Here is a 19,985-nt window from a genome sequence, read left to right on the forward strand (position 1 = left end):
CAAATATACTTCTCCCAAACCCGACCCCGAAAGAGGTGATCCCATGAAAAAGCTGGCCCTGCTGATGGCGCTGGTGATGCTCCTCGCGGAGTTCCCCAGCTGCTCCTTCACCGGGCTCTCCGCCCAGAACCTCATGTCCCCTCCAAAGACCAACGCCGACCAGCAGAGCATCTACCGGCTTTTGCAGGGCTCCCAGAACGACGTCACCTTCATCTACCCGAAAAACGGCGAGTACCGCTCGGCCATCATTATGCGGGACTTTACCGGCGACGGCACAGAGGACGCCATCGGCTTTCATGAGGTGGAGGACGGCGGCGTAGAGGTTCAGTTTCTTACAAAGTCTCAGGGGGAGTGGCAGACCGCCGCCGCCTTTCTGAACAAGGCCACCCAAGTGGACCGGGTATGCTTTGGCTCTCTGGCAGACAATCGAGAAGCGGTATTCATCGGCTGGGGCAGCACAGCGGGTGCTACTGGGCGCACCGCTGAGGTCAAAGCCTATCTATACGACGGGGAGGAAGGCGTCTCGGAGTACAGTCTCGGCGTGTACGGGGAATTGGCACTGACTGATTTTGACAGTGACGGGGTGAACGAGCTGTTCACTGTAGACAAGTCCGTTGTTCCCGCAGAAGAGGAAGGGGCCGAACCTACCACCGCATATGCCCGCCTCTACACCTTTGACAGAGGCCAGCCTTACGAGGCTGCCGCTGCCCAGGCCGACAACGATATTTCCACCTATACCTCCACCACCTTCGGCCAGCTAAACGCCTCCATGCAGGGCGTCGTGGTAGACGGCACCACCGCAGACGGAAGCATGACCACCCAGATCTTTGTATACCAGGACGGGCAGCTGGTGAACTATCCCCAGCTGGTGAACACGGAGGATTACGTGAACGAGTATGCCCGGCCTTCCGCCGCCTCCTTCACCTCTCGGGACATCAATGGCGACGGATATATCGAACTTCCGGTGGTATCCCTCCTGCCGAATCTTTTCGAGGACACGGCCCCGGATTCCACCGGTTATATGGTAGAATGGAAGGCCTTGAATCCCAGCGGCGAAAACCGGGTGGTCCTGCGGGCCCTGATGAATTCCCGAGAGAATTACTGGTTCCGCCTGCCCTATGTTTTGCAGGGGCGGATCTGCGCCGCCAACGATCTGGAACGCCGCACGGTCACTTACACCGAGGTTATCACCGGCGAGGATGGGATCAGTCTTTTGGGCGGCACCCTGTTCTCCATCCGGGTCTTTACCCAGTCCTCCTGGGAAAGCCGGGGGGAAACCAGCGGCTATACCATGCTGGCAGCTCAGAACGACTCGGTTTACGGCATACAGATCCGCTCCAAAGACGAGAAATACCGACAGATTTTGGAGGAAATTTCACGCAGTTTCCAGTTGCTTGCGGACTGAACAAAGGAGGGCGCTATGAAAAGGGTATTGGTAGCAGAGGACGAGCAAAATATCCGGGAATTTGTAGTAATCAACCTGGAACGGGCGGGATACGAAATTATCGAGGCGGAAACCGGCGACCAGGCGCTGGAACTCTACGACCGGGGAGGCGGGCATTTCGACGTAGTGCTTCTGGACATTATGATGCCCGGAGCCCACGACGGCCTGGCGGTCTGCCGGGAACTCCGCAGCCGGAACCCCTCCATCGGAATCATTTTGCTCACCGCCAAAACCCAGGAGATGGACAAGGTCAGCGGCCTGATGATGGGCGCCGACGACTATGTCACCAAACCCTTCTCTCCCTCTGAGCTTGTGGCCCGGGTAGACGCCGTATATCGGCGAGTAGCTCTGGCGGCGGAGCAGAGCGAATCCGGCCGCCGGGACGAGGTGAAGTCCGGCGTCTTTACCCTGAACCTGCGAGACCGCTCCTTCAGCAAGGCGGGCGTTCCCATTGAGCTCACCCAGGTGGAATTTCAGATCATGGAATATTTTCTGGATAATCCCGGCCTGGCCCTAGCAAGAGGGGACATTCTCCGTCATGTATGGGGACCCAGCTATGTGGGGGAAGAAAAAATCGTAGACGTAAACATCCGCCGCCTGCGCATGAAGGTAGAGGACGAGCCCTCCAATCCTCAGCATATCACCACCGTCTGGGGTCTGGGATACCGGTGGAAAGGATAGGAGGTCCCCATGTTTGCCAAAAGTATTTCCCGGCGGTGGTTCGTGAACACCATCGGCGTAGTCTTTGTGATCCTGGTAGGCTTTGTGGTTACCCTATCCGTCATGGTGCAAAACTCCACCTATAACGGCATGGAGCTGGCGCTTACCGGCCGCATGGACGAGCTGCTCAACTGGCTCTCCGGCAGCTCCGGCGGCTACAAGACCTCGGAATTTGCCGCTATCACCCGGGATTATATTGAGAAATCCTTCCAGGACAAATCCAAGATGGAGATCATGGCTCTTTCAAAGGACGGGCAGGTTTTCATTACCTCCACGGGCTTCGAGCCGGACCGCCAGCAGCCCATGCCTGACTACCAAATGGCCCTGATGAGCGAGGATAACTCCGGCAAGTGGGTAGGAGAACTGAATACAGGAGAAAAGGTGATGGCTGTCACCCGGGTAGTACGCAGCGAAAACGGGGGCCTCATCGGGTCCATCCGATACATGGTCTCCCTGGAGCGGGCCGACCAGCAGACCATGCTGGTGATCGTGGTGCTGGCAGTGGCCGCCCTCTTCATCATGCTGCTGCTCACCCTCTCCGGCGTGTACTTCATCCGGTCCATTCTGGTGCCTGTGCGGCAGGTGAGCCAAAGCGCCCGGCAGATCGCCCAGGGGGACTTTGAAGTGCGCATCCAAAAGGCCCGGGCCGATGAGATTGGTCAGCTCTGCGACGCCATCAACGATATGGCCGGGGAACTGGGCGCTGCTGAGCGGATGAAAAACGAGTTCATCTCCTCTGTCTCTCATGAACTGCGCACGCCCCTTACAGCCATCAAAGGCTGGGCGGAAACTCTGCGCGATGGGGCGGACCCGGCCACCGAGGAGAAGGGCATGTCGGTGATCATCCGGGAGTCGGAGCGGCTTTCGGGCCTTGTGGAGGAGCTGCTGGACTTTTCCCGCCTGCAGAACGGCCAGATGCAGCTGCTCTCCGAGCGCATGGACATCCTGGCGGAGCTAGACGAGGCGGTGTACCTGTTCACCGAGCGGGCCCGCACCGAAGGCAAGGAGCTGATCTACGAGGAGAATATCTCTCTGGCGCCGGTCTATGGGGACCGCAACCGCCTGCGGCAGGTCTTTGTCAACATCATTGACAACGCCTTGAAGTATACCCAGCCCGGGGGATCTGTCACCGTGACCTCTCAGCTGGACCTGGACCAAGTGCGGGTCATTATCTCCGACACAGGCTGCGGGATCCCCGCCGAACACCTGTCCAATGTGAAGAAAAAATTTTACAAGGCTAACCAGCTGGTGCGGGGTTCGGGAATTGGGCTGGCGGTGGCGGACGAGATCGTAGCCATGCATAAGGGAGCCCTGGACCTGGAAAGCCAGGAGGGCGTGGGCACCACCGTGACAATAACCATCCCCCTATGTAAGTAGCCCGCTGGAGGTGGCCAAAGCGCGTATTTGTTGGACGATGTTTTGGGGTCTCGCCTGCCGGCTCGGTCGGTTCGCAGCTTGGTCTGCAATACTTGGCTTTGCCAAGTATCCGGCAGAACGCTCACCCCCTCCACCCCCACCACCTTTGAGAAAGGTAAGGCTTCGTAAAACGAAGTCTACGAAACTTTTACCCTGGTTAGCTGTGTGCGGTAAAGCCAACCGTATTGCGTTACGCGGTCCAGGGGCGTTAGGCCCCTGGCAGGGTGTGGGACAGGGTCCCACGACCTTGCCGGAATGCGCGAGAGTTCGCAAGCGAACTCTCGCGCATTGAGGCCTTCCAACACTCAAAAGAACATACACTCGAAGGCCCTCTACCACTTCTCTAGGAAGAGCAAAGGAGAAAGCAATGGCAAAAAAAATCACCACCATCGGCGGTCAGGCCCTGATGGAAGGAATCATGATGGTAGGCCCCAAACGCACCGTAGCGGCTTTTTGCAGCGAAAAAGGAGAGATCTCTACCGAGGAAATCCAGTCTGACCGGCTGACAAAGAAATACCCCATCCTAGGTAAACCATTTATCCGGGGCATCTTCGCCATGGTAGACACCTTCCGCCTGGGCTACAAGGCCCTCTCTCTCTCGGCGGAAAAGATCACCGACATGGGAGACGAGGAGCTCACCGGCATTGACAAATGGCTAGACGAGCACCTGGGGGACAAGCTCACGGGAATTGTCATGGGCGTGGGCTCTGTTCTGGGCCTGGCTTTGGCTGTGGTCCTCTTCTTCATGCTGCCCACCATGCTGTTTAATCTGGTAGAGGGCGTCGCTCCAGGGGATATCTCCAGCTGGCGATCTCTGTTCGAAGGCGCGCTGCGTATCGGGATCTTTCTGGCCTACATTCTATTGGTCTCCCAGATGCCGGACATTAAGCGGGTATTTCGGTATCATGGGGCAGAACATAAGACCATCTTCTGCTATGAAGCCGACCTGCCCCTTACCGTGGAAAATGTGCGGATACAAAAGCGGTTCCACCCCCGGTGCGGCACCAGCTTTATGGTGCTGATGCTGGTGCTGGGCATCGTGGTGGGATTCTTTATTCCCTTCTCCAATCCAGTCTTGCGCACAGTGGTAAAGCTGCTGTGCATCCCTGTGATTGTCAATATTGGCTACGAGGTGCAGAAGCTCTGCGCCCGACATGACACTCTTCTCTCCCGGATTGTTACCGCCCCCGGCCTGTGGATGCAGCGGATCACTGTGAAAGAGCCGGACGATAAAATGATAGAGGCCGCCATTGCCGCCATGGAGGCCGTAATTCCGGAAAATGGCGAGGACCTAATCCGTTGACCTACCGGGAGTTATACTTACAGGGCAAGAACTGTCTGGCCTCGGCCGGAATCGATTTCCCCGGCTTTGACGCGGCGGCGCTGGCAGAACAGTTTCTAGGGCTGGACCGCCCGGCGCTGGCGGTTCGGGGGGAAGAGTCCCCCCCTCCAAAAGCAGAGAAAGCCTATCTGCGGGCCGTGGCCCAGCGGGCGGAGCGCCGTCCCCTGCAATATATTCTGGGAAGCTGGCCTTTTATGGGGCTTCGGTTGCATGTGGGGGAAGGGGTTCTGGTTCCCCGGGAGGACACGGCTGTGCTGGTAGAGGCCCTGGCGTCCCGGTTGGACACCCTTTCTCCCCAGGGGCTGGACCTTTGCGCGGGGACCGGCGCGGTGGCTCTAGGGCTCTGCTCCCTGATTCCCGGAACAAGAGTGGCTTGTGTGGAGCTGGACTCCCTGGCTCAAGGCTTTTTGCGGGAGAATCTGGCGGCTTACCCGCAGTTTCAGATCCAGCTGGTCCAAGGGGACGTGCTGGCGGGACCAAAGAGTTTTCCCGGCGGCCTTGATTTTATTGCCGCCAACCCCCCCTATATTCCCACCGGCCAGCTGTCAAGCCTGCAGCCAGAGGTTCGCCGGGAACCCGCCCTTGCCTTGGATGGCGGCGAAGACGGCCTGATTTTTTACCGGGCCATCGTCCGGCGCTGGACTCCTTTGTTGCGTCCTGGAGGGCTGCTGGGGGTGGAGATCGGAGAGACCCAGGCCAAAGACGTGGCCGCGCTCTTCTCTGCCCAAGGCCTCCTGGACATCCAGGTGCTTCAAGACCTGTCCGGTTTGGATCGAGTGGTACTCGCTCAAAAGTAGGAAAAAGCCCCCTGTATTTCCAATGCAGAGGGCCTTTTCACCACCATACGGGCACTATGCGTTTACCATCCGTTGGCGGGTCTGGGCACTGACAATATCTGCCCGCAGATTTCCATCAATATCCATCATCTTTACCTCAACTCCGAACTCCTGCACACACTGAGCCAGAATCGATGTGCCGCAGAGCTTGGCATATACGTTTTCATCACAGACCACGATAATCTTCCGATAATTCCGGCCCTCCAGCTTTTCCAGGAGGAGCATTTTCAACAGGTCGTTGGCGATTTTATTGTCCTGGGCCTTGTTGGTCCTGCCGATATGGGCGGAAATCTCTCCGATCACGCCCTCTTCTTTGGAATAGAAGTCCGGCTGCATAAAGGTGCTCCCCACAAAAATTTTCGGGCCGTGCTCCAGCTCCATTCCCAACCACCGGCAGACCTGCTTTAGAATGATCTCCTCCGCCCTCTGCTGCTCCATAGAGCTGGATTTGTGCTGGTTGTTTCTGGCTTCCATGTTTCTCTTCAACCCCATTCATCCTCCGCTGCCATGCCCTGCCGGATCTGCTCATAGGTATACCCCATGCGCTGTAAGGCCCCAAAGGCCCTGCGACGGATTTTTTCATCCTCCTGCCAGCCGGAATACTTCCTCTCCAGCACAGCCCGCAAGTTTTCCTCCAGAAGAGCCCCGTCGCCGTATTCCTCCAGCAGCTCGTCGATCAGCCAGGACTCCACGCCCTTTTGGCGCAGCTCCTGTTTTACCCGCATGGGGCCGTATCGTTTGCGCTGAAACATCTCCCGGGCGTAGTCTCGGGCATAGGCCTCGTCGTCGATCAGACCCAGCTCCTCCATATGGTTGGCGGCGGCCTGGGCGGCCTCCCGGGAAGCCGCCGTGCGGGCGATCTTTTCCGCCAGTTCTTTTTTTGTATGGTTCCGGTGCTCAAGGAGATACAGCGCCTTCTCATTGGCCCTGCGGGCGTCCGAAGCCTGGATCAGCTCATGAAGCTCCTCATCGGTGATCTCGTCTCCCAGCTTCAGCCCAGAACGCAGAAACGTCTCTCGATCGATTTTCACCGCTGCCTCCCCGTCTATGTAAAGCTGGAGAAGGCTCTTTCTTCTGGGTTCTGCCGCAGTAATCTCCATCAGTCGTCCACCGTAATGTCAATGCTGGAAGGGTCGTCCTCCACAGGCGCCGCCGGGCTTTTCTTACCAGACGCCGGCGCGGGAGCCGCCGCTTCCGACTGGCTTTCCTCAGCTGCTTCCGCTTTGTCAGAGGGCTTCATAAACAGCTGGTTCACGTTTTCCTTGACCGCCTTTTCCACTGCCTCTGCTACCTCCTGATGCGTGCCCAGGAAATCCTTCACCTTTTCCCGGCCCTGGCCAATCCGCTCTCCGTTATAGGAGAACCAGGAACCGCTTTTCTGGATGACGTCCAGCTGCACGGCAATGTCCACCAGTTCGCCTGTCCGGGAAATCCCCTTTCCGTAGAGCACGTCGAACTCCGCCGTGCGGAAGGGTGGCGCCACTTTATTCTTTACCACCCGGGCTTTGGTGTGGGCCCCAATAATATCTGTGCCGTTTTTCAAGATATCTCCCTTGCGCACGTCAATCCGCACGGAAGAATAGAATTTGAGAGCCCGTCCTCCCGGCGTCACTTCCGGGTTGCCATACATCACGCCCACTTTCTCCCGCAGCTGATTGATGAAAACCGCTACGCAATTGGACTTGGAAATGGCGCCGGCCAGCTTGCGCAGAGCCTGGCTCATCAGCCGGGCCTGAAGGCCCACATGGCTGTCCCCCATCTCCCCCTCAATTTCCGCCCGGGGAACCAGCGCCGCCACGGAGTCAATCACGATAATGTCAATGGCGTTGGACCGCACCAGGGATTCCGTAATTTCCAGGGCCTGTTCGCCGGTATCCGGCTGAGAAACCAGCAGACTCTCCACGTCCACGCCCAGGTTGGAGGCATAGACAGGGTCCAACGCGTGCTCCACGTCGATAAAGGCCGCGTTGCCCCCCTTCTTCTGGGCCTCCGCCACACAATGCAGGGCCAGGGTCGTCTTGCCCGAGGATTCTGGCCCGTATATTTCCACAATCCGCCCCCGGGGCAGTCCGCCCACACCCAAGGCCAGATCCAAAGACAAAGACCCTGTCGGGATCACGTCCAAGTTCAGCGCGGCGTTCTGCCCCAGGCGCATGACAGCCCCCTCTCCAAACTGCTTTCTGATTTGAGTCAGGGCCGTCTCCAGCGCTTTCCTTTTGTCCTCCGGGGTGCCGGAAAATCTGGTACTGATGGGCGCTTGTTTCTTCTCTGCCAATGTAACTTCCTCCTTCGCTTGGACTGATGTTCCCATTATACCGGAACCAGCGGATAAAATCAATAGGACAGAAAGATTCGATTTTCCCTCCCCTCTCCTCTATGGAGAAAATTTCTCCATTCCATGTTGCATTTTCATTAAAGCTGCGGTATGATATATCATAGCTAATATCTAGCGCAGATCTCGGAAATTCGTAATTAAGAAAGGAGGCGGGGATGTGGGGCGCAGGGCAAGACAGACAACGCGGGCAGGTGCCTGCCAAGCGAGGTTAACGCAACCCTACACACCTCAGACCGCTGAACTTCTGTTTCGTATTTTCGGGATATGCTCAAAATGCGGAACGTCACCAAAAAGATGGAGGAATCCCCTATGAACAACATTCCAGAAGTAAAAATCGGCGTAGTCGCCGTCTCCCGGGACTGCTTCCCCGAGTCCTTGTCCGTAAACCGCCGCAAAGCCCTGATGGAGGCTTTCTCCGCCAAGTACGGCGCGGAGAAGGCCAACGTGTATGAATGCCCCATCTGCATTGTGGAAAGTGAAATCCACATGGTGCAGGCTCTGGAAGATATAAAGAAGAACGGCTGCAACGCCCTTGTGGTATATCTGGGCAATTTCGGCCCGGAAATCTCTGAAACCCTGCTGGCCAAGCATTTCGATGGCCCCGCCATGTTTATCGCCGCCGCTGAGGAATCCGGAGACAACCTGGTGGGCGGCCGGGGCGACGCCTATTGTGGTATGCTCAACGCCAGCTATAATCTGAAGCTCCGGGAGATCAAGGCCTATATCCCCGAAAATCCCGTGGGCGACGCGGAGGACTGCGCGGACCGCGTCCACGAGTTCATCCCCATTGCCCGAGCTCTGGTGGGCCTCAAAAACCTGAAGATCATCAGCTTCGGCCCCCGGCCCCTGAACTTCCTGGCCTGCAACGCTCCCATCAAGCGTCTCTATGATCTGGGGGTAGAGATTGAGGAGAATTCCGAGCTGGACCTGTTCGAGGCCTTCCACAAGCATGACGGCGACCCCCGTATCCCGGAGGTCAAGGCCGACATGGAGAAGGAGCTGGGCCAGGGCAACAAGAAGCCCGAGATTCTGGAGAAGCTGGCCCAATATGAGCTCACCCTGCTGGACTGGGTGGAGGAGCACAGGGGCTACCGCCAGTACGTGGCCCTCACCAGCAAATGCTGGCCCGCTTTCCAGACTCAGTTTGGCTTTGTGCCCTGCTACGTGAACTCCCGCCTGACAGGCCGGGGCATCCCCGTCTCCTGCGAGGTGGACATCTACGGCACCCTCTCCGAGTTCATCGGAACCTGCGTCAGCAATGACATCGTCACCCTGCTGGACATCAACAACACCGTCCCCAAGGACATGTACAAGAGCGACATCGAGGGAAAATTCCCTTATCAGTTCTCCGACACCTTCATGGGCTTCCACTGCGGCAATACCTGCTCCTCCAAGCTCTGCAGCCCCACTATGAAGTACCAGATGATTATGGCTCGCAGCCTGCCTGAGGAGGTCACCCAGGGCACTCTGGAGGGGGACATCGTCCCCGGCGAGATTACCTTCTTCCGGCTCCAGTCCACCGCCGACTGCCAGCTGCGCGCTTATGTGGCAGAGGGCGAGGTGCTGCCCGTAGCCACCCGATCCTTCGGGGGCATCGGCGTGTTCGCCATTCCGGAGATGGGCCGGTTCTACCGCCATGTGCTCATCGAGAAGAACTACCCCCACCACGGGGCCGTGGCCTTCGGCCATCACGGCAAGGCCCTCTTCGAGGTGTTCAAGTTCCTGGGCGTGCCCGACATCGGCTTCAACCAGCCCAAGAGCATGCTCTATCCCAGCGAGAACCCCTTCGCGTAAAAAATCCTGCGGGCTGGTGAAACCATGGCGAAAAAGCCCAACTTCATTGTGATCATGACCGACGACCAGGGCTACGGAGACCTCTCCTGCATGGGCAGCCCGGACTTCGTCACCCCCAATATTGACGGGCTGGCAGCCTCCGGCGCGCGCTTTACCGACTGGTACTCCGGCAGCCCGGTGTGCTCCCCCTCCAGGGCCTGCCTGCTCACCGGGCGCTACCCTGGGAACGCCGGGGTGCGGGCCATCCTGGCCGGCCACCGGAAGGCCTCCGGCCTGACGCCCCAGGTCCCCACCATCGCCGCCGCTCTGAGGGAGCTGGGCTACAAAACCGCCCTCACCGGGAAATGGCATCTGGGGCTTCGGGACCAGTGCCGGCCCAACCAGAACGGATTCGACGAATTTTACGGCTTTATGGCCGGGTGCGTAGACTACTACTCTCATATCTTCTACTGGGGCATGGCGGATGGCCACACAGACCCCACCCACGATCTGTGGGAAAACGAGACGGAGGTCCGGGAGAACGGCCGCTATCTGACGGAGCTCATCACGGAAAAGGCGGTGGAGAACATCCGGGACCACGCCCGGCGCCAGGAGCCCTTCTTCCTCTACGTGGCCTACAACGCCCCCCACTACCCCATGCACGCCCCGGAAAAGTACATGGCGCGCTTTGCCCATCTGCCCTGGGACCGGCAGGTCATGGCGGCTATGATCGCGGCGGTGGACGACGGCGTGGGGGAGATTGTGGCCGAGCTCAAGCGCTGCGGGGAATACGAGAACACCTGCATCTTCTTCCAGAGCGACAACGGCCCCTCCAGGGAGTCCCGCAACTGGCTGGACGGCACCCCGGACCCCTATTACGGCGGGCAGACCGGGGGCTTCAAGGGCCACAAGTTCAGCCTGTTCGAGGGGGGCGTCCGGGTGCCGGGGATCTTCTCCTGGCCGGGAGTGATCCCCCCGGGGCAGGTGATCTCCCAGCCCTGCAGCGCCATGGACGTGTTCCCCACCCTGCTCTCCTGGGCCGGGGGCGATCCCGGCCGGTACGCCCTGGACGGCTTTGCCCTGCAGGACGTGCTCACTCAGGGCGGGGAGAGCCCCCATGAGGACATTTTCTGGGAGATGGACGGCCAGACGGCGGTACGCCACGGCAAGTACAAGCTGGTGCTCAACGGCGTGCTGGTGGAAGGCGAGCCCGCCCAGGACCCGGTCTTTCTCTCCGACCTGGAGGCGGACCCCGGCGAGACCCACAATCTGGCGGAGGAGCTGCCGGAGCTTGCCAAGGAGCTCACGGAAAAGGCCCAGGCCTGGCGGGCAGGGATCGAACAGACCTGGAGGGAGAACTTCGCCGCCAATTACGGCTTGGCTTAAAAAGAATTGAAACGAAGAGGAACAGCCCGGGAGCACGCGTCTCGGGCCGTTCTTTTTTGCGTAATTTGCATAATACAGAGTGGCCTCCAGGCGCATAAGACCGTGGGGGTTCACCCCACACCCCACAAACTTTTTGAAAAAAGTTTGATCAAAAACTTTTACCCACTCCTCGCTTTGCTCGTCGTGAAGGTTTTGATGTTTTGACGAGCTAACCGAACAGCCCTAAAATGTTTCGTAGACTTCGTGAAACGAAGTCTTACCTTTCTCAAAGGTTGCAGGGGTTTGGGGACGGCGTCCCCAAGGTCTTGCCCTTAACACCTGAGAAGCGCAATTTTTGCGGGTGGTGAATAATAGGTTAACACTCGCTTCGCTCGGTTAACTATACAAGAGGGGTGCGGAGAGTTCATCTCGTTACACGAGATGAACTCTTTCGCAACTGAATAAGAAGCTCCCCTGGAAACCGGAACCAGCCAGCTCTTACCATTTCCCGCTGTGGAAAGTCTAAGATGATATAGTTAACGCAGTTCAAAAGAGGTATTCTGCCTCTTTTGAACCCGGCGGCGTAGCCGCCTAGCTTGAAAATCAGTACTTACTGATTTTCAAGTGCGTTTACTATTAGGATGCGGCAAGGCGCCAAAACCGCCGCATCTCTTAAATTTTCCATACTGGAAAGGAGCTATGATTCATGAAGAAAAAATTTGCCATTCTCCTGGCCATGCTGGTGTTCCTGGTGCCGGTCTTTGGGGCCTGTTCGTCGGAGGACGGACAAAACGCCTCCCAAGGCTCTCCGAAGGCAAACGTCAAAACAGTGGTGGGCGACACAAGGGGCGGAGGCGCGACCCCAGCCCCCGCAGAGGAGCAGGAGAGGGTCAAGAGGGAACTGGAGAAAATGAAGGAGGAAGGCATTCTGGATGAGAACGGCCAGCCTGCCCCAGGCGTGGACCTGAACGACTATCCCGGGCTGGGATAGCCCCCGTCCTCCGCCCAGAAAAGGACCCCCGGTCGAATCAGGGGTCCTTCTTCCTTTTCGCCGCTTATTTCAATTTCACCGGGCGCAGCACCTCGTAGCCGATGCCCTCGGGGTAGTGGCGCTGATAGCACTGGCACTCCGCCTCGTTCCAGGCAAAGCGCCCGCCGCCCCGCTCCGCCGTGCTGATGCCGCTGGGGTCCAGCCGCTCGTTCTCCAGGTCATAATTCCAGGCCAGCTCCTCCACTCGGCGCATCACCTCGCCGTTATCCTCCATATAGTCGAAGGGCGGGTGATAGAACACAAGATAGTAGCTTCCCGGGAAGGACCGGAGCTCAAAGCCCTCAGGCACGGGGCCGCTGTAGTCCTGGGACACGCCGAAGCCGTAGAAGTACCGGCGCTGACTGTCCACATAGTGCCAGCCCGCCGTGTGGGAGGCCACCACCGGGTGGGACTCCCGGCGCATACTCTCGATGATGCCGCAGACGTGGTCGCAGTCATGGTACTGCCAGAAATCGCCGTAGCCCTGAGCGCGGTCCTCCCAGATACCGATGTACTTGTGGGCGGGGATGTACTCCACCCGCACCCGGGCCTCTCTCAGATCGTGAACACTCATGCCGCTTCCTCCTTTATATAGCTGTGAATATTGCCAGGGGTGGAACACCTCTTTTCCCATGAACAGAGGAATGGGCCGGGGGTTCCTCCGATAGGCGGCCGGCGTGCACCCGAACGCCCCGCGAAAGGCTCTCGTCAGAGCCTCCTGGGAAGAAAACCCATGTTTGACCGCGATATCCAAGATTCTGTCCTCACTGTCTCGCAGATCCAGCGCGGCCAGGGAAAGCCGCCGCCGGGCCGCGTAGCTCTTCACCGTGTCTCCGCAGATCCGGTGAAAAAGCGTGGAGCAGTACCAGGGAGAATACCCCACCTGCCGTGACATCTCCAGCAAAGCTGGCTCCCTGTCCAGATTGGCTTCTACCCAGCGAATCATTTTCTGCACCGCTTCGTTCCATTCTAACAAGGCGATCCCCCCTGACTGGCTACATCATACCACAAAGGTCCGGAGATTTTCTTGACATGAGTTGCGAAAAACCGGCATCCGTTGGCGCGGAATCGTTCTGCCCCGCAGCCAAAGCCTTTAGAAGCCGTACCAATAGGCCTTTGTATTCTCCTTTCCGGCAAATTCAGCCGGGAAAAGCGGCGTTGTGAAAACTTGCCAATCGCCATATTGCTGCTCCCGACTGAATTTGCTCGAAAGACAAAACACAAATCCTCTTATCAGTACAGCTTCTTAATCTTACTCTCTTCCCTCTTCTATATAGCCGGCGGCCTTAATGCTGCGCTTCAGCCAGTTCATGCGGCAGTAGTAGATGATAAACACCAGCGCCGTCGTCACCCAGGTGACCGGATAGTTCATGGCGGCCATCTGCATAGTGGGGTGAAGGGGCAGCGCCACCAGCATCCAGAGAATCCGAAGGCCGCACACCCCGAAAATGGTGATCACCATGGGCTGCAGAGCCTCTCCCGCTCCTCGAATGGCTCCTGAGAAAATTTCAATAAATACAAAGGTGAAGTAGGACGGGGCCAGAATCTGCAAGAAGCTCTGTCCAATGGAAATCACCGCCGGATCTCCCGTGAAAAAACGCAGCAGAGGCTCCATAAAGACCAGCAGCAGGATACTTAACGCTACTACAGATCCCATTGCCATGCCCAGGCATACGTTCACTCCCCGCTTCACCCGGCCAAACTTCCGGGCTCCAAAATTCTGCCCTACAAAGGTGGTGATAGAAATACCGAACGCCCCCATGACCATCCAGATAAAGCCATCGATCTTTCCAATAGCCGCCCAGGAGGCAATGGCGTCTGTCCCAAAGGAATTGATGGCCGCCTGCACTACCAGGTTCGATACGGAGTACATCACCGACTGCAAACCTGCCGGCAGTCCAATACGGATTACATTCCGCAGGAGAAGCCTGTCAAATCCAATCTTTCTCAGCTCCACCCGGTAAGCCTCCTGGGTAAGCATCAGCCGCAGCATAATCAGCAGGGCGCTTACCGCCTGGGAAAGAACCGTGGCCAGAGCCACTCCAAGCACGCCCCAGTGAAAGACCACCACAAAGAGCAGGTCCAGCACAATGTTTACCAGACAGCAGACAATGAGCACATAGAGGGGCATCCGGGAGTCCCCGATCGCCCGGAGCACTCCCGTACCAATATTGTAGATCATGCAGAACAGAATGCCGCCATAGTAAATATTTAAATACGTAAGGGCGTCCCCCATGATCTGCTCCGGCACCCCCAGCAGCCTCAAAGAGGGCCGAGCCGTACCCAAGCCCACAATCATGATAACCCCGCCCCCCGCCAAGGCCAGGGCCACAGAGGTATGCACCGCTTTAGAAAGGTTTTTCCAGTCGCCGCCTCCAAAAAACTGGGATATAATCACCGTGGCTCCAGAGGAAACGCCTACAAAGAATCCCACCAGCAGGTTGATCAGCGTGCCGGTAGTCCCCACGGCCGCCAGAGCTTCCTTGCCCACATACTGTCCTACAATAATGGTATCCACTGTGTTATAGAGCTGCTGAAAGAAAGTGCCTACCAGAATGGGGAAGAAAAACAAAAGCAGCTGCTTCCAAATAATCCCCTCGGTAATACTGTTTTCTCTTATGGTTTGGCTCATGCTTCCTTATTCCTCCTTGTTTCCGGGTACTTGCTTATATTTCCCCATCCGCACAAAATAGGATGCCGTCAATAACACCGCGGCCCCGGTCCAGGCACCCACTTCCGCATAGTAAATTCCCTCCTGACCCATGGCCAAGGGCAAAAACAGGGCGATGCCAATGCGCACTACCATCTCCACAAAGCCGGAGAGCATGGGAATCACCGTATCTCCCAGGCCCATCAGGGCGGAGCGGTAGATATGTAGCATATAGAGAATGGGCAGGCAGATGCTCATAATCGCCAGATAGTGGTAGGCAATAGCCATAGAGGCCTCTACCTCTTCCGCCGTGCCGGAGATAAACAGCCCCAAAAAACTCCTGCCCAGCGCCAGCATAGCGGCGGCGATTACGGCGGAGGTCAGTAGAGCAATTACAGCGGCGGAACGCATTCCCTGCCGGATCCTCTTGATCAGCCTGGCGCCCAGGTTCTGCCCCACAAAGGAGGTAACCGCGTAGCCATAGGAGGTGGCGGCAATCTCCAACAGGCCGTAGAGCTTGTTTGTCGCCGTGAAGCCCGCGATGAACAGCATCCCATAGCGATTGATCACCGACTGCACCACCATGCCCCCCACGGAGATGATCCCGTTTTGCAGCGCCACAGGAGACCCCAGTTTCAGCAGGGTGCCGGTTAGGCCGGGAGAAAGCCGGAAGTCCTCCCGGCGCAACTGGATAAAGGTGATTTTCTTCACATTTTTATAGCAGTACACCGTAGATACCGCCTGGGCAATAATGGTGGCCCCCGCCGCCCCGGCGATTCCCCAGTGAAAGCCCAGTACGAACAGCAGGTCCAGAACGATATTCACCACCGTGGCCACGATCACCGCGTAAAGAGGCGTTTTGCTATCCCCTAGGGCCCGGAGGATAGAGGCCAGCAGGTTGTATGCAGCGATAATGGGAATCCCGGCAAAAACAATGCGCAGATAGAGCATAGAGCCGTCAATAATATCCCCGGGGGTGTTCAAAAGAGCCAGCACTGGCTTTGCCGCCAATTGGCTCCCAACCAGCGCCACCACGGCGGTAATCCCGCACAAAGTTACGGAGGCCCCCGCTGCCCGGGACAGCTGACGGTAATCCTTTGCGCCGAAATACTGAGCCATTAAAATGGAAAGCCCCTGGGAAAGCCCCTGGACTACACTGAGTACCAGCCAGTTCATCCAGTCGGCCGCTCCCAAGGCAGCCAAAGCCTTCACTCCCACGCCCTGGCCTACTACAGCGGTGTCTACTACTGTATATAATTGTTGGAATACGTTGCCCAGCATCAGGGGCAACGCGAAAGTGACAAGAAGCCTGGTAGGGCTTCCCTCTGTCATGCTACGAATTCTTTGCGCCATTATGTTCTCCTCTCCAAAAGCTCTCTCAGGGCCGGGCTCTGGGTTTCGGCTGCCGCTTTGGCCGACGATGGGGAAACTGCCATTGGCGATTGCTACCCTCACACTCTTGCGGTCCTTAAAAAGGCGACGAAATTTTTGCCCGGCTCCCTCACTTTGTTCGCCGCAGATGCTTATCTTGATAAGGGCTGTTCACCACTCCAGGTCGATGCCGAACTCCCCAGCCGCCTGCCGCCAATAGTCCTCCGGCACATTGGCCCAGTCCTCCTCCACACCAGAGGCGTTCCGGTATAGTTCCACCGCCCGGGCGGGAACGGAGCCGAAGGGGTCGGTTCCGGTCAGCACATTGTGGCGCAGCATTGCCGCCCACACCGGAGCCCGCCTTGCCAGCCCGGAAGTCCTCAGGTTTTGGACGGTCTCCTGCCAGTCATAGGGGACCAATGCATATTCGGGCTTCCAACGCTCCCCTTCCAGATGGAGAAACACCATCTGGGCCATTTTGGCATACTCGCTTGGCTGGGACAGACCGGGCCGGGCCCTCCGGCAGCAGGGATTTCCCACCGAGCCGGCACAGACAATCCGCTTTCCCCGATAGCCCAGGCAGAAATGTTTATGGTTGTGGCCCTTCACCAGCAGGTCCGCCTCCACTTTTTCCAGCGATTCCCAGGTGCCAGGCTGGCCCCGCATGGGCCCCTTGGTACTTTCCGGCGAACCATGGCAACAGGCCAACGGCGGCGCGCCCCCAATCTGCCACAGCGCATAGACGGGCAGGCTCTTGAACCAGCGGATATCCTCCGGGGTCAAATTTTCATAGCAATATAAAAGCGCCCCCTGACAGGAGCCCTCTTTCCACACAGAGCCGTCCGGCTGCCTGCCGCCGTTTCTCTGATAATTCACCATATAGTCCTCCCGGTTCCCCCGGACAAACCGGCAGTTGCAGCGGCGCTCCATCTTATAGAGCTGTTCCATCACTCGCTGGGGATAGGCATGGTCTGTAATATAGTCTCCCAGGAAGAGGTAATGGGTCGCCCTCCGGCGTCCGGCATAGTCCAGACAGGCCTTCAGAGCCTGAGAATTGCCGTGTACATCGGCCAACACGGCCACAACAGGGGGATTTTTCATTGGCTGCCTCCATTTTCTCTCGGGCTAAGGCCCGGGCATTGTCCGTTTTTCTGGGCAAACAAGTAAGCCCCCACCGCCACAGCAGCCGAGAGATTCAAAGAATCCACCGCGGGGCTTTGGGCAATAAACAGGCTCTTACCGTAGGTCTGGTATTCCGGCGGCAGTCCGGTGGCCTCGTTGCCGAAAATCAACGTATAGCAGGGCGTTTCGGGGCAGGTCCCCGGCGTGAGCACCGTGCCCCCATCCAGCATAAAGGGGAAGATTTCCCGGCCGGAGCCATGCGCCTTGAGATAAGCCGGGAAGTCCGGAAATGCCTCCACCTCCAGATGAAAAACCGCCCCCATGGACGCCCGGACCGCCTTGGGGTGCCAATGGTCCGCCCCACCGCCGATCAAAGCCAAATTTTCAAAGCCGAAGCCAAGCAACGTGCGCTGGATGGTTCCCAGATTTCCCATATCCCCCGGGTTCACCAGCGCTACATGGGGCCCTTCGGCCCGGAGCTGCCCCGGGTACTTCCGAAACGCTCCGGCAGCATAGCAGATTTCTTTCTGGGAAATGCGCTCCAAGGCTTTGTCATTGATCGAAAAGGGAACTCCCAACTCCCCGCAAAGGGAGGAGAGCTTGTCCCGCTGGGTGAAATCCTGACGGCAATAAACCGCCAAAGCCTGTTTCGGGCGGCACTTTAGCAGTTCAAACGTGGGGAAAGGCCCCAGGGCGTAAGAATGGTCAAATTCTTTTTTATATTTTTTGGGATATTCCAGCATACTGCCTCCTTCATCTTTCCAGTTAATGCCTGGGCGTGTAGCGATTCCGGCCGGCACGGGTGCCGTGGGTAAGGATTTCTACCGGCTGAGCGTCCCTTCGTGAACCTCTTCTGTTTTTGCCGCTTCGGGGCGCCGCCCCTAAGACGATCAGCAAAGCCCCTCCGATAGCGATCAAGGCAATGCCTGGCAGGCTGCGGAGAAACTCCGCCGGGGCCCCAAAGCCTGGGAGATAGGTTTCGCACACGCCAGCCACAGCGGAGGGCGGAGCCAGAAAGCTGTTCTCCCCTCCGTCGCCTTTCAAAATCAGCTGTCCCTCGCTGGTGCCAATGATCCTGCAAAGCACCAGCCCGCCGCCCTCTTCTACTCTTTGGCACAGGACCGGGTCCCCTGGCCGAGCCTCCGCGCCCATGCGGATAATGGCCAAGTCCCCCTTCTGGATCTCCGGGGCCATGGAGGAATCCTCCGCCGTCCAACAGGCCCACCCGCTGATTTGGGGCGGGATATCCCCCGCCGCCTCGCTTACGTGCAGAAGAACGGCTCCTGCCAACAGAGCGATCCACACCAGGGCAAGCAGGCCCTGGAGCAGTCTGATCATGGCTTTCATCCCATTCCCTCCGTTTTTCCCATCTGTTCCAGCAGAAACCGGGCCACACCGTCCTCCTGGTTGCTTCCAATAATTCCCGTGGCGGCCGCCTTTACCTCCGGCATGGCGTTCTCCACCGCGTAGCTCTCATCCGCAGCGGCAAAGAGAGGCAGATCGTTCATGGCGTCCCCAAAGGCCACCAGCCTGTCGCAGCCCAGATCCTCCTTCAGCCGCAGGGCGGCACAGGCCTTTGTTGCCCGCCGGGGCGTGATCTCCAGATAGTACTCCTCCCGGTAGAGCTCCCGCTGGAAGGTGATATTCAGCCCCTTTAGCCCTCTGACCCGCTCCCACAGGGGCGCAAGCCGTTCCTGATCGTCAATGAAGGTGAAATAGTAGGCCTTTTCCCGCAGGAGCTCCTGGGGAGACTTCACGGGCAGGAGCCGCCGGTCCCCCTTCCGCTTGGAGAGGTAGCGCTCCATGCCTGGGTGCCGGGGCCCGCCCTCCTCCAGGTAGAGCACCCGCTCCTGGCCGTCTATCACCGCGTAGGCCAGGGGATGCAGACCCAGCTCCTCCCCGGCGGCCAGGACCAGCTCCCGCTGCTCCGGCGGGAAAAACTCCTCCCACCGCCGGCCCCCGGTGACGCCGTCTACCACAAACGCCCCGTTGTGTACCACCCAAGGCAGGACGGGGGAAAGTCCCGACGCCACCTCCCGGGCCGAATGCCAGGATCGAGCCGTGGCGAAGGTAAAAAGCATTCCCTCTCTGAGCAACCGGTTCAGCGCTTCCAGGGTAAATTTCGACAGACGGCTTTGCCGGTTCAGCAGCGTGCCGTCCAGGTCGCTGACATACAGTGTTTTGTCCATAGCCCTACCCCCTTTTTCCGCAATTTCGCGTATTGCATCACAAATCCGCTTGGAGTTTTCCGATACTGGGCGGCAGATTCACACCGTCTGAGACGCTGCCCTTCGGACGGACTCCAAGGCAAAAGACGTCCTCTTCGCGGCTGGGGAAACTCCGAATGCACACAGCGGGTGCATTGGCAGACCCCGCGTACATTGTAACACGCCTCAGAACTTTTTTCCACATGATTTTGCCGGAAAGCCGAAAAATTGGGCAGAATAATTTCCCGCCGCCGGGATTATAAATAGATAGGGGCTGTTTACACTATAGAATACCTCCAATTATATTTTTGTTATGAAATGGCTCAGACTTAGAAGCTGTACCGATAGAATTTGTGTTCCGATTTTCGAGCAAA

Annotated in this window: 18 protein-coding genes; 8 read left to right on the plus strand and 10 right to left on the minus strand. The window is 58.0% G+C overall.

Annotated features, from left to right (window positions below):
• Nucleotides 1-43: 43 nt before the first annotated feature.
• From D7X94_RS02390 to prmC, 5 genes are all read left to right on the plus strand, one after another.
• Complete coding sequence (locus D7X94_RS02390) at nucleotides 44-1,405, plus strand: hypothetical protein (RefSeq protein WP_120426102.1); 1,362 nt, start codon at nucleotides 44-46, stop codon at nucleotides 1,403-1,405.
• Between the two features lie 15 nt (nucleotides 1,406-1,420).
• The gene (locus tag D7X94_RS02395; RefSeq protein WP_120426103.1) at nucleotides 1,421-2,125 is read left to right on the plus strand and encodes a response regulator transcription factor; all 705 of its coding nucleotides are present in this window, start codon (nucleotides 1,421-1,423) and stop codon (nucleotides 2,123-2,125) included.
• A 9-nt stretch (nucleotides 2,126-2,134) separates the two neighbouring features.
• Nucleotides 2,135-3,541 carry a sensor histidine kinase gene (locus tag D7X94_RS02400; protein WP_120426104.1) on the plus strand — a complete coding sequence of 469 codons (1,407 nt, stop codon included), beginning with the start codon at nucleotides 2,135-2,137 and terminating at the stop codon, nucleotides 3,539-3,541.
• A 406-nt stretch (nucleotides 3,542-3,947) separates the two neighbouring features.
• Nucleotides 3,948-4,883 (plus strand): DUF1385 domain-containing protein, encoded by a 936-nt coding sequence (locus D7X94_RS02405; RefSeq protein ID WP_120426105.1) that lies wholly within the window; start codon nucleotides 3,948-3,950, stop codon nucleotides 4,881-4,883.
• Nucleotides 4,880-5,719, plus strand: a complete 840-nt coding sequence (gene prmC, locus D7X94_RS02410; RefSeq protein WP_120426106.1) for a peptide chain release factor N(5)-glutamine methyltransferase — start codon at nucleotides 4,880-4,882, stop codon at nucleotides 5,717-5,719. The genes D7X94_RS02405 and prmC overlap by 4 nt, the downstream gene beginning before the upstream one ends.
• Before the next feature lie 54 nt (nucleotides 5,720-5,773).
• Here the strand turns inward: prmC and D7X94_RS02415 are convergent, their stop codons facing one another.
• The 3 genes from D7X94_RS02415 to recA are packed head-to-tail and all read right to left on the minus strand — an operon-like array spanning nucleotide 5,774 to nucleotide 8,033.
• Nucleotides 5,774-6,244: a hypothetical protein gene (locus D7X94_RS02415; protein ID WP_120426107.1), complete on the minus strand. Its 471-nt coding sequence runs from the start codon at nucleotides 6,242-6,244 to the stop codon at nucleotides 5,774-5,776.
• Nucleotides 6,241-6,858 (minus strand): regulatory protein RecX, encoded by a 618-nt coding sequence (locus tag D7X94_RS02420; RefSeq protein WP_120426108.1) that lies wholly within the window; start codon nucleotides 6,856-6,858, stop codon nucleotides 6,241-6,243. The genes D7X94_RS02415 and D7X94_RS02420 overlap by 4 nt, the downstream gene beginning before the upstream one ends.
• A complete protein-coding gene (recA, locus tag D7X94_RS02425) occupies nucleotides 6,858-8,033 on the minus strand; it encodes a recombinase RecA (RefSeq protein WP_243111114.1) in 1,176 nt (391 codons plus the stop codon). Before recA ends, D7X94_RS02420 begins: the two co-directional genes overlap by 1 nt.
• A gap of 369 nt (nucleotides 8,034-8,402) precedes the next feature.
• On the opposite strand from recA, the gene D7X94_RS02430 reads away from it, so the two are divergent.
• The 3 genes from D7X94_RS02430 to D7X94_RS02440 all read left to right on the plus strand — a co-directional run bounded on the left by D7X94_RS02430 (nucleotide 8,403) and on the right by D7X94_RS02440 (nucleotide 12,222).
• Nucleotides 8,403-9,887 (plus strand): L-fucose/L-arabinose isomerase family protein, encoded by a 1,485-nt coding sequence (locus D7X94_RS02430; protein WP_120426109.1) that lies wholly within the window; start codon nucleotides 8,403-8,405, stop codon nucleotides 9,885-9,887.
• 24 nt (nucleotides 9,888-9,911) lie between these two features.
• Entirely contained in the window at nucleotides 9,912-11,252 is a 1,341-nt protein-coding gene (locus D7X94_RS02435) for a sulfatase-like hydrolase/transferase (protein ID WP_120426110.1), read from the plus strand.
• Nucleotides 11,253-11,937: 685 nt separating this feature from the next.
• Entirely contained in the window at nucleotides 11,938-12,222 is a 285-nt protein-coding gene (locus D7X94_RS02440; RefSeq protein ID WP_120426111.1) for a hypothetical protein, read from the plus strand.
• Between the two features lie 64 nt (nucleotides 12,223-12,286).
• Here the strand turns inward: D7X94_RS02440 and D7X94_RS02445 are convergent, their stop codons facing one another.
• From D7X94_RS02445 to D7X94_RS02475, 7 genes are all read right to left on the minus strand, one after another.
• Nucleotides 12,287-13,237, minus strand: a complete 951-nt coding sequence (locus D7X94_RS02445) for a helix-turn-helix transcriptional regulator (protein ID WP_120426112.1) — start codon at nucleotides 13,235-13,237, stop codon at nucleotides 12,287-12,289.
• 276 nt (nucleotides 13,238-13,513) lie between these two features.
• Nucleotides 13,514-14,893, minus strand: coding sequence for an MATE family efflux transporter (locus tag D7X94_RS02450; protein WP_120426113.1), 1,380 nt, complete (start codon nucleotides 14,891-14,893; stop codon nucleotides 13,514-13,516).
• A gap of 6 nt (nucleotides 14,894-14,899) precedes the next feature.
• Nucleotides 14,900-16,264, minus strand: a complete 1,365-nt coding sequence (locus D7X94_RS02455; protein WP_120426114.1) for an MATE family efflux transporter — start codon at nucleotides 16,262-16,264, stop codon at nucleotides 14,900-14,902.
• A 189-nt stretch (nucleotides 16,265-16,453) separates the two neighbouring features.
• On the minus strand, nucleotides 16,454-17,383 hold the full coding sequence (locus tag D7X94_RS02460) for a metallophosphoesterase family protein (protein WP_120426115.1): 930 nt from the start codon (nucleotides 17,381-17,383) through the stop codon (nucleotides 16,454-16,456).
• A complete protein-coding gene (locus D7X94_RS02465) occupies nucleotides 17,380-18,147 on the minus strand; it encodes a TrmH family RNA methyltransferase (protein WP_120426116.1) in 768 nt (255 codons plus the stop codon). Before D7X94_RS02465 ends, D7X94_RS02460 begins: the two co-directional genes overlap by 4 nt.
• Nucleotides 18,148-18,169: 22 nt before the next feature.
• Nucleotides 18,170-18,751, minus strand: coding sequence for a S24 family peptidase (locus D7X94_RS02470; RefSeq protein ID WP_120426117.1), 582 nt, complete (start codon nucleotides 18,749-18,751; stop codon nucleotides 18,170-18,172).
• A complete protein-coding gene (locus D7X94_RS02475) occupies nucleotides 18,748-19,593 on the minus strand; it encodes an HAD family hydrolase (protein WP_120426118.1) in 846 nt (281 codons plus the stop codon). The genes D7X94_RS02470 and D7X94_RS02475 overlap by 4 nt, the downstream gene beginning before the upstream one ends.
• Nucleotides 19,594-19,985 lie beyond the last annotated feature (392 nt).

Origin of the sequence: Acutalibacter sp. 1XD8-33 (genome assembly GCF_003612555.1) — a bacterium.
Classification (GTDB): Bacteria; Bacillota; Clostridia; order Oscillospirales; family Acutalibacteraceae; genus Acutalibacter.

What these genes read in the sequence shown, in the direction of transcription:
- D7X94_RS02390 (WP_120426102.1), top strand. Translation starts at nt 44, where the DNA reads ATGAAAAAGCTGGCCCTGCTGATGGCGCTGGTGATGCTCCTCGCGGAG.
- D7X94_RS02395 (WP_120426103.1), top strand. Translation starts at nt 1,421, where the DNA reads ATGAAAAGGGTATTGGTAGCAGAGGACGAGCAAAATATCCGGGAATTT.
- D7X94_RS02400 (WP_120426104.1), top strand. Translation starts at nt 2,135, where the DNA reads ATGTTTGCCAAAAGTATTTCCCGGCGGTGGTTCGTGAACACCATCGGC.
- D7X94_RS02405 (WP_120426105.1), top strand. Translation starts at nt 3,948, where the DNA reads ATGGCAAAAAAAATCACCACCATCGGCGGTCAGGCCCTGATGGAAGGA.
- D7X94_RS02420 (WP_120426108.1), bottom strand. Translation starts at nt 6,858, where the DNA reads ATGGAGATTACTGCGGCAGAACCCAGAAGAAAGAGCCTTCTCCAGCTT.
- D7X94_RS02430 (WP_120426109.1), top strand. Translation starts at nt 8,403, where the DNA reads ATGAACAACATTCCAGAAGTAAAAATCGGCGTAGTCGCCGTCTCCCGG.
- D7X94_RS02435 (WP_120426110.1), top strand. Translation starts at nt 9,912, where the DNA reads ATGGCGAAAAAGCCCAACTTCATTGTGATCATGACCGACGACCAGGGC.
- D7X94_RS02440 (WP_120426111.1), top strand. Translation starts at nt 11,938, where the DNA reads ATGAAGAAAAAATTTGCCATTCTCCTGGCCATGCTGGTGTTCCTGGTG.
- D7X94_RS02450 (WP_120426113.1), bottom strand. Translation starts at nt 14,893, where the DNA reads ATGAGCCAAACCATAAGAGAAAACAGTATTACCGAGGGGATTATTTGG.
- D7X94_RS02455 (WP_120426114.1), bottom strand. Translation starts at nt 16,264, where the DNA reads ATGGCGCAAAGAATTCGTAGCATGACAGAGGGAAGCCCTACCAGGCTT.
- D7X94_RS02460 (WP_120426115.1), bottom strand. Translation starts at nt 17,383, where the DNA reads ATGAAAAATCCCCCTGTTGTGGCCGTGTTGGCCGATGTACACGGCAAT.
- D7X94_RS02465 (WP_120426116.1), bottom strand. Translation starts at nt 18,147, where the DNA reads ATGCTGGAATATCCCAAAAAATATAAAAAAGAATTTGACCATTCTTAC.
- D7X94_RS02470 (WP_120426117.1), bottom strand. Translation starts at nt 18,751, where the DNA reads ATGAAAGCCATGATCAGACTGCTCCAGGGCCTGCTTGCCCTGGTGTGG.
- D7X94_RS02475 (WP_120426118.1), bottom strand. Translation starts at nt 19,593, where the DNA reads ATGGACAAAACACTGTATGTCAGCGACCTGGACGGCACGCTGCTGAAC.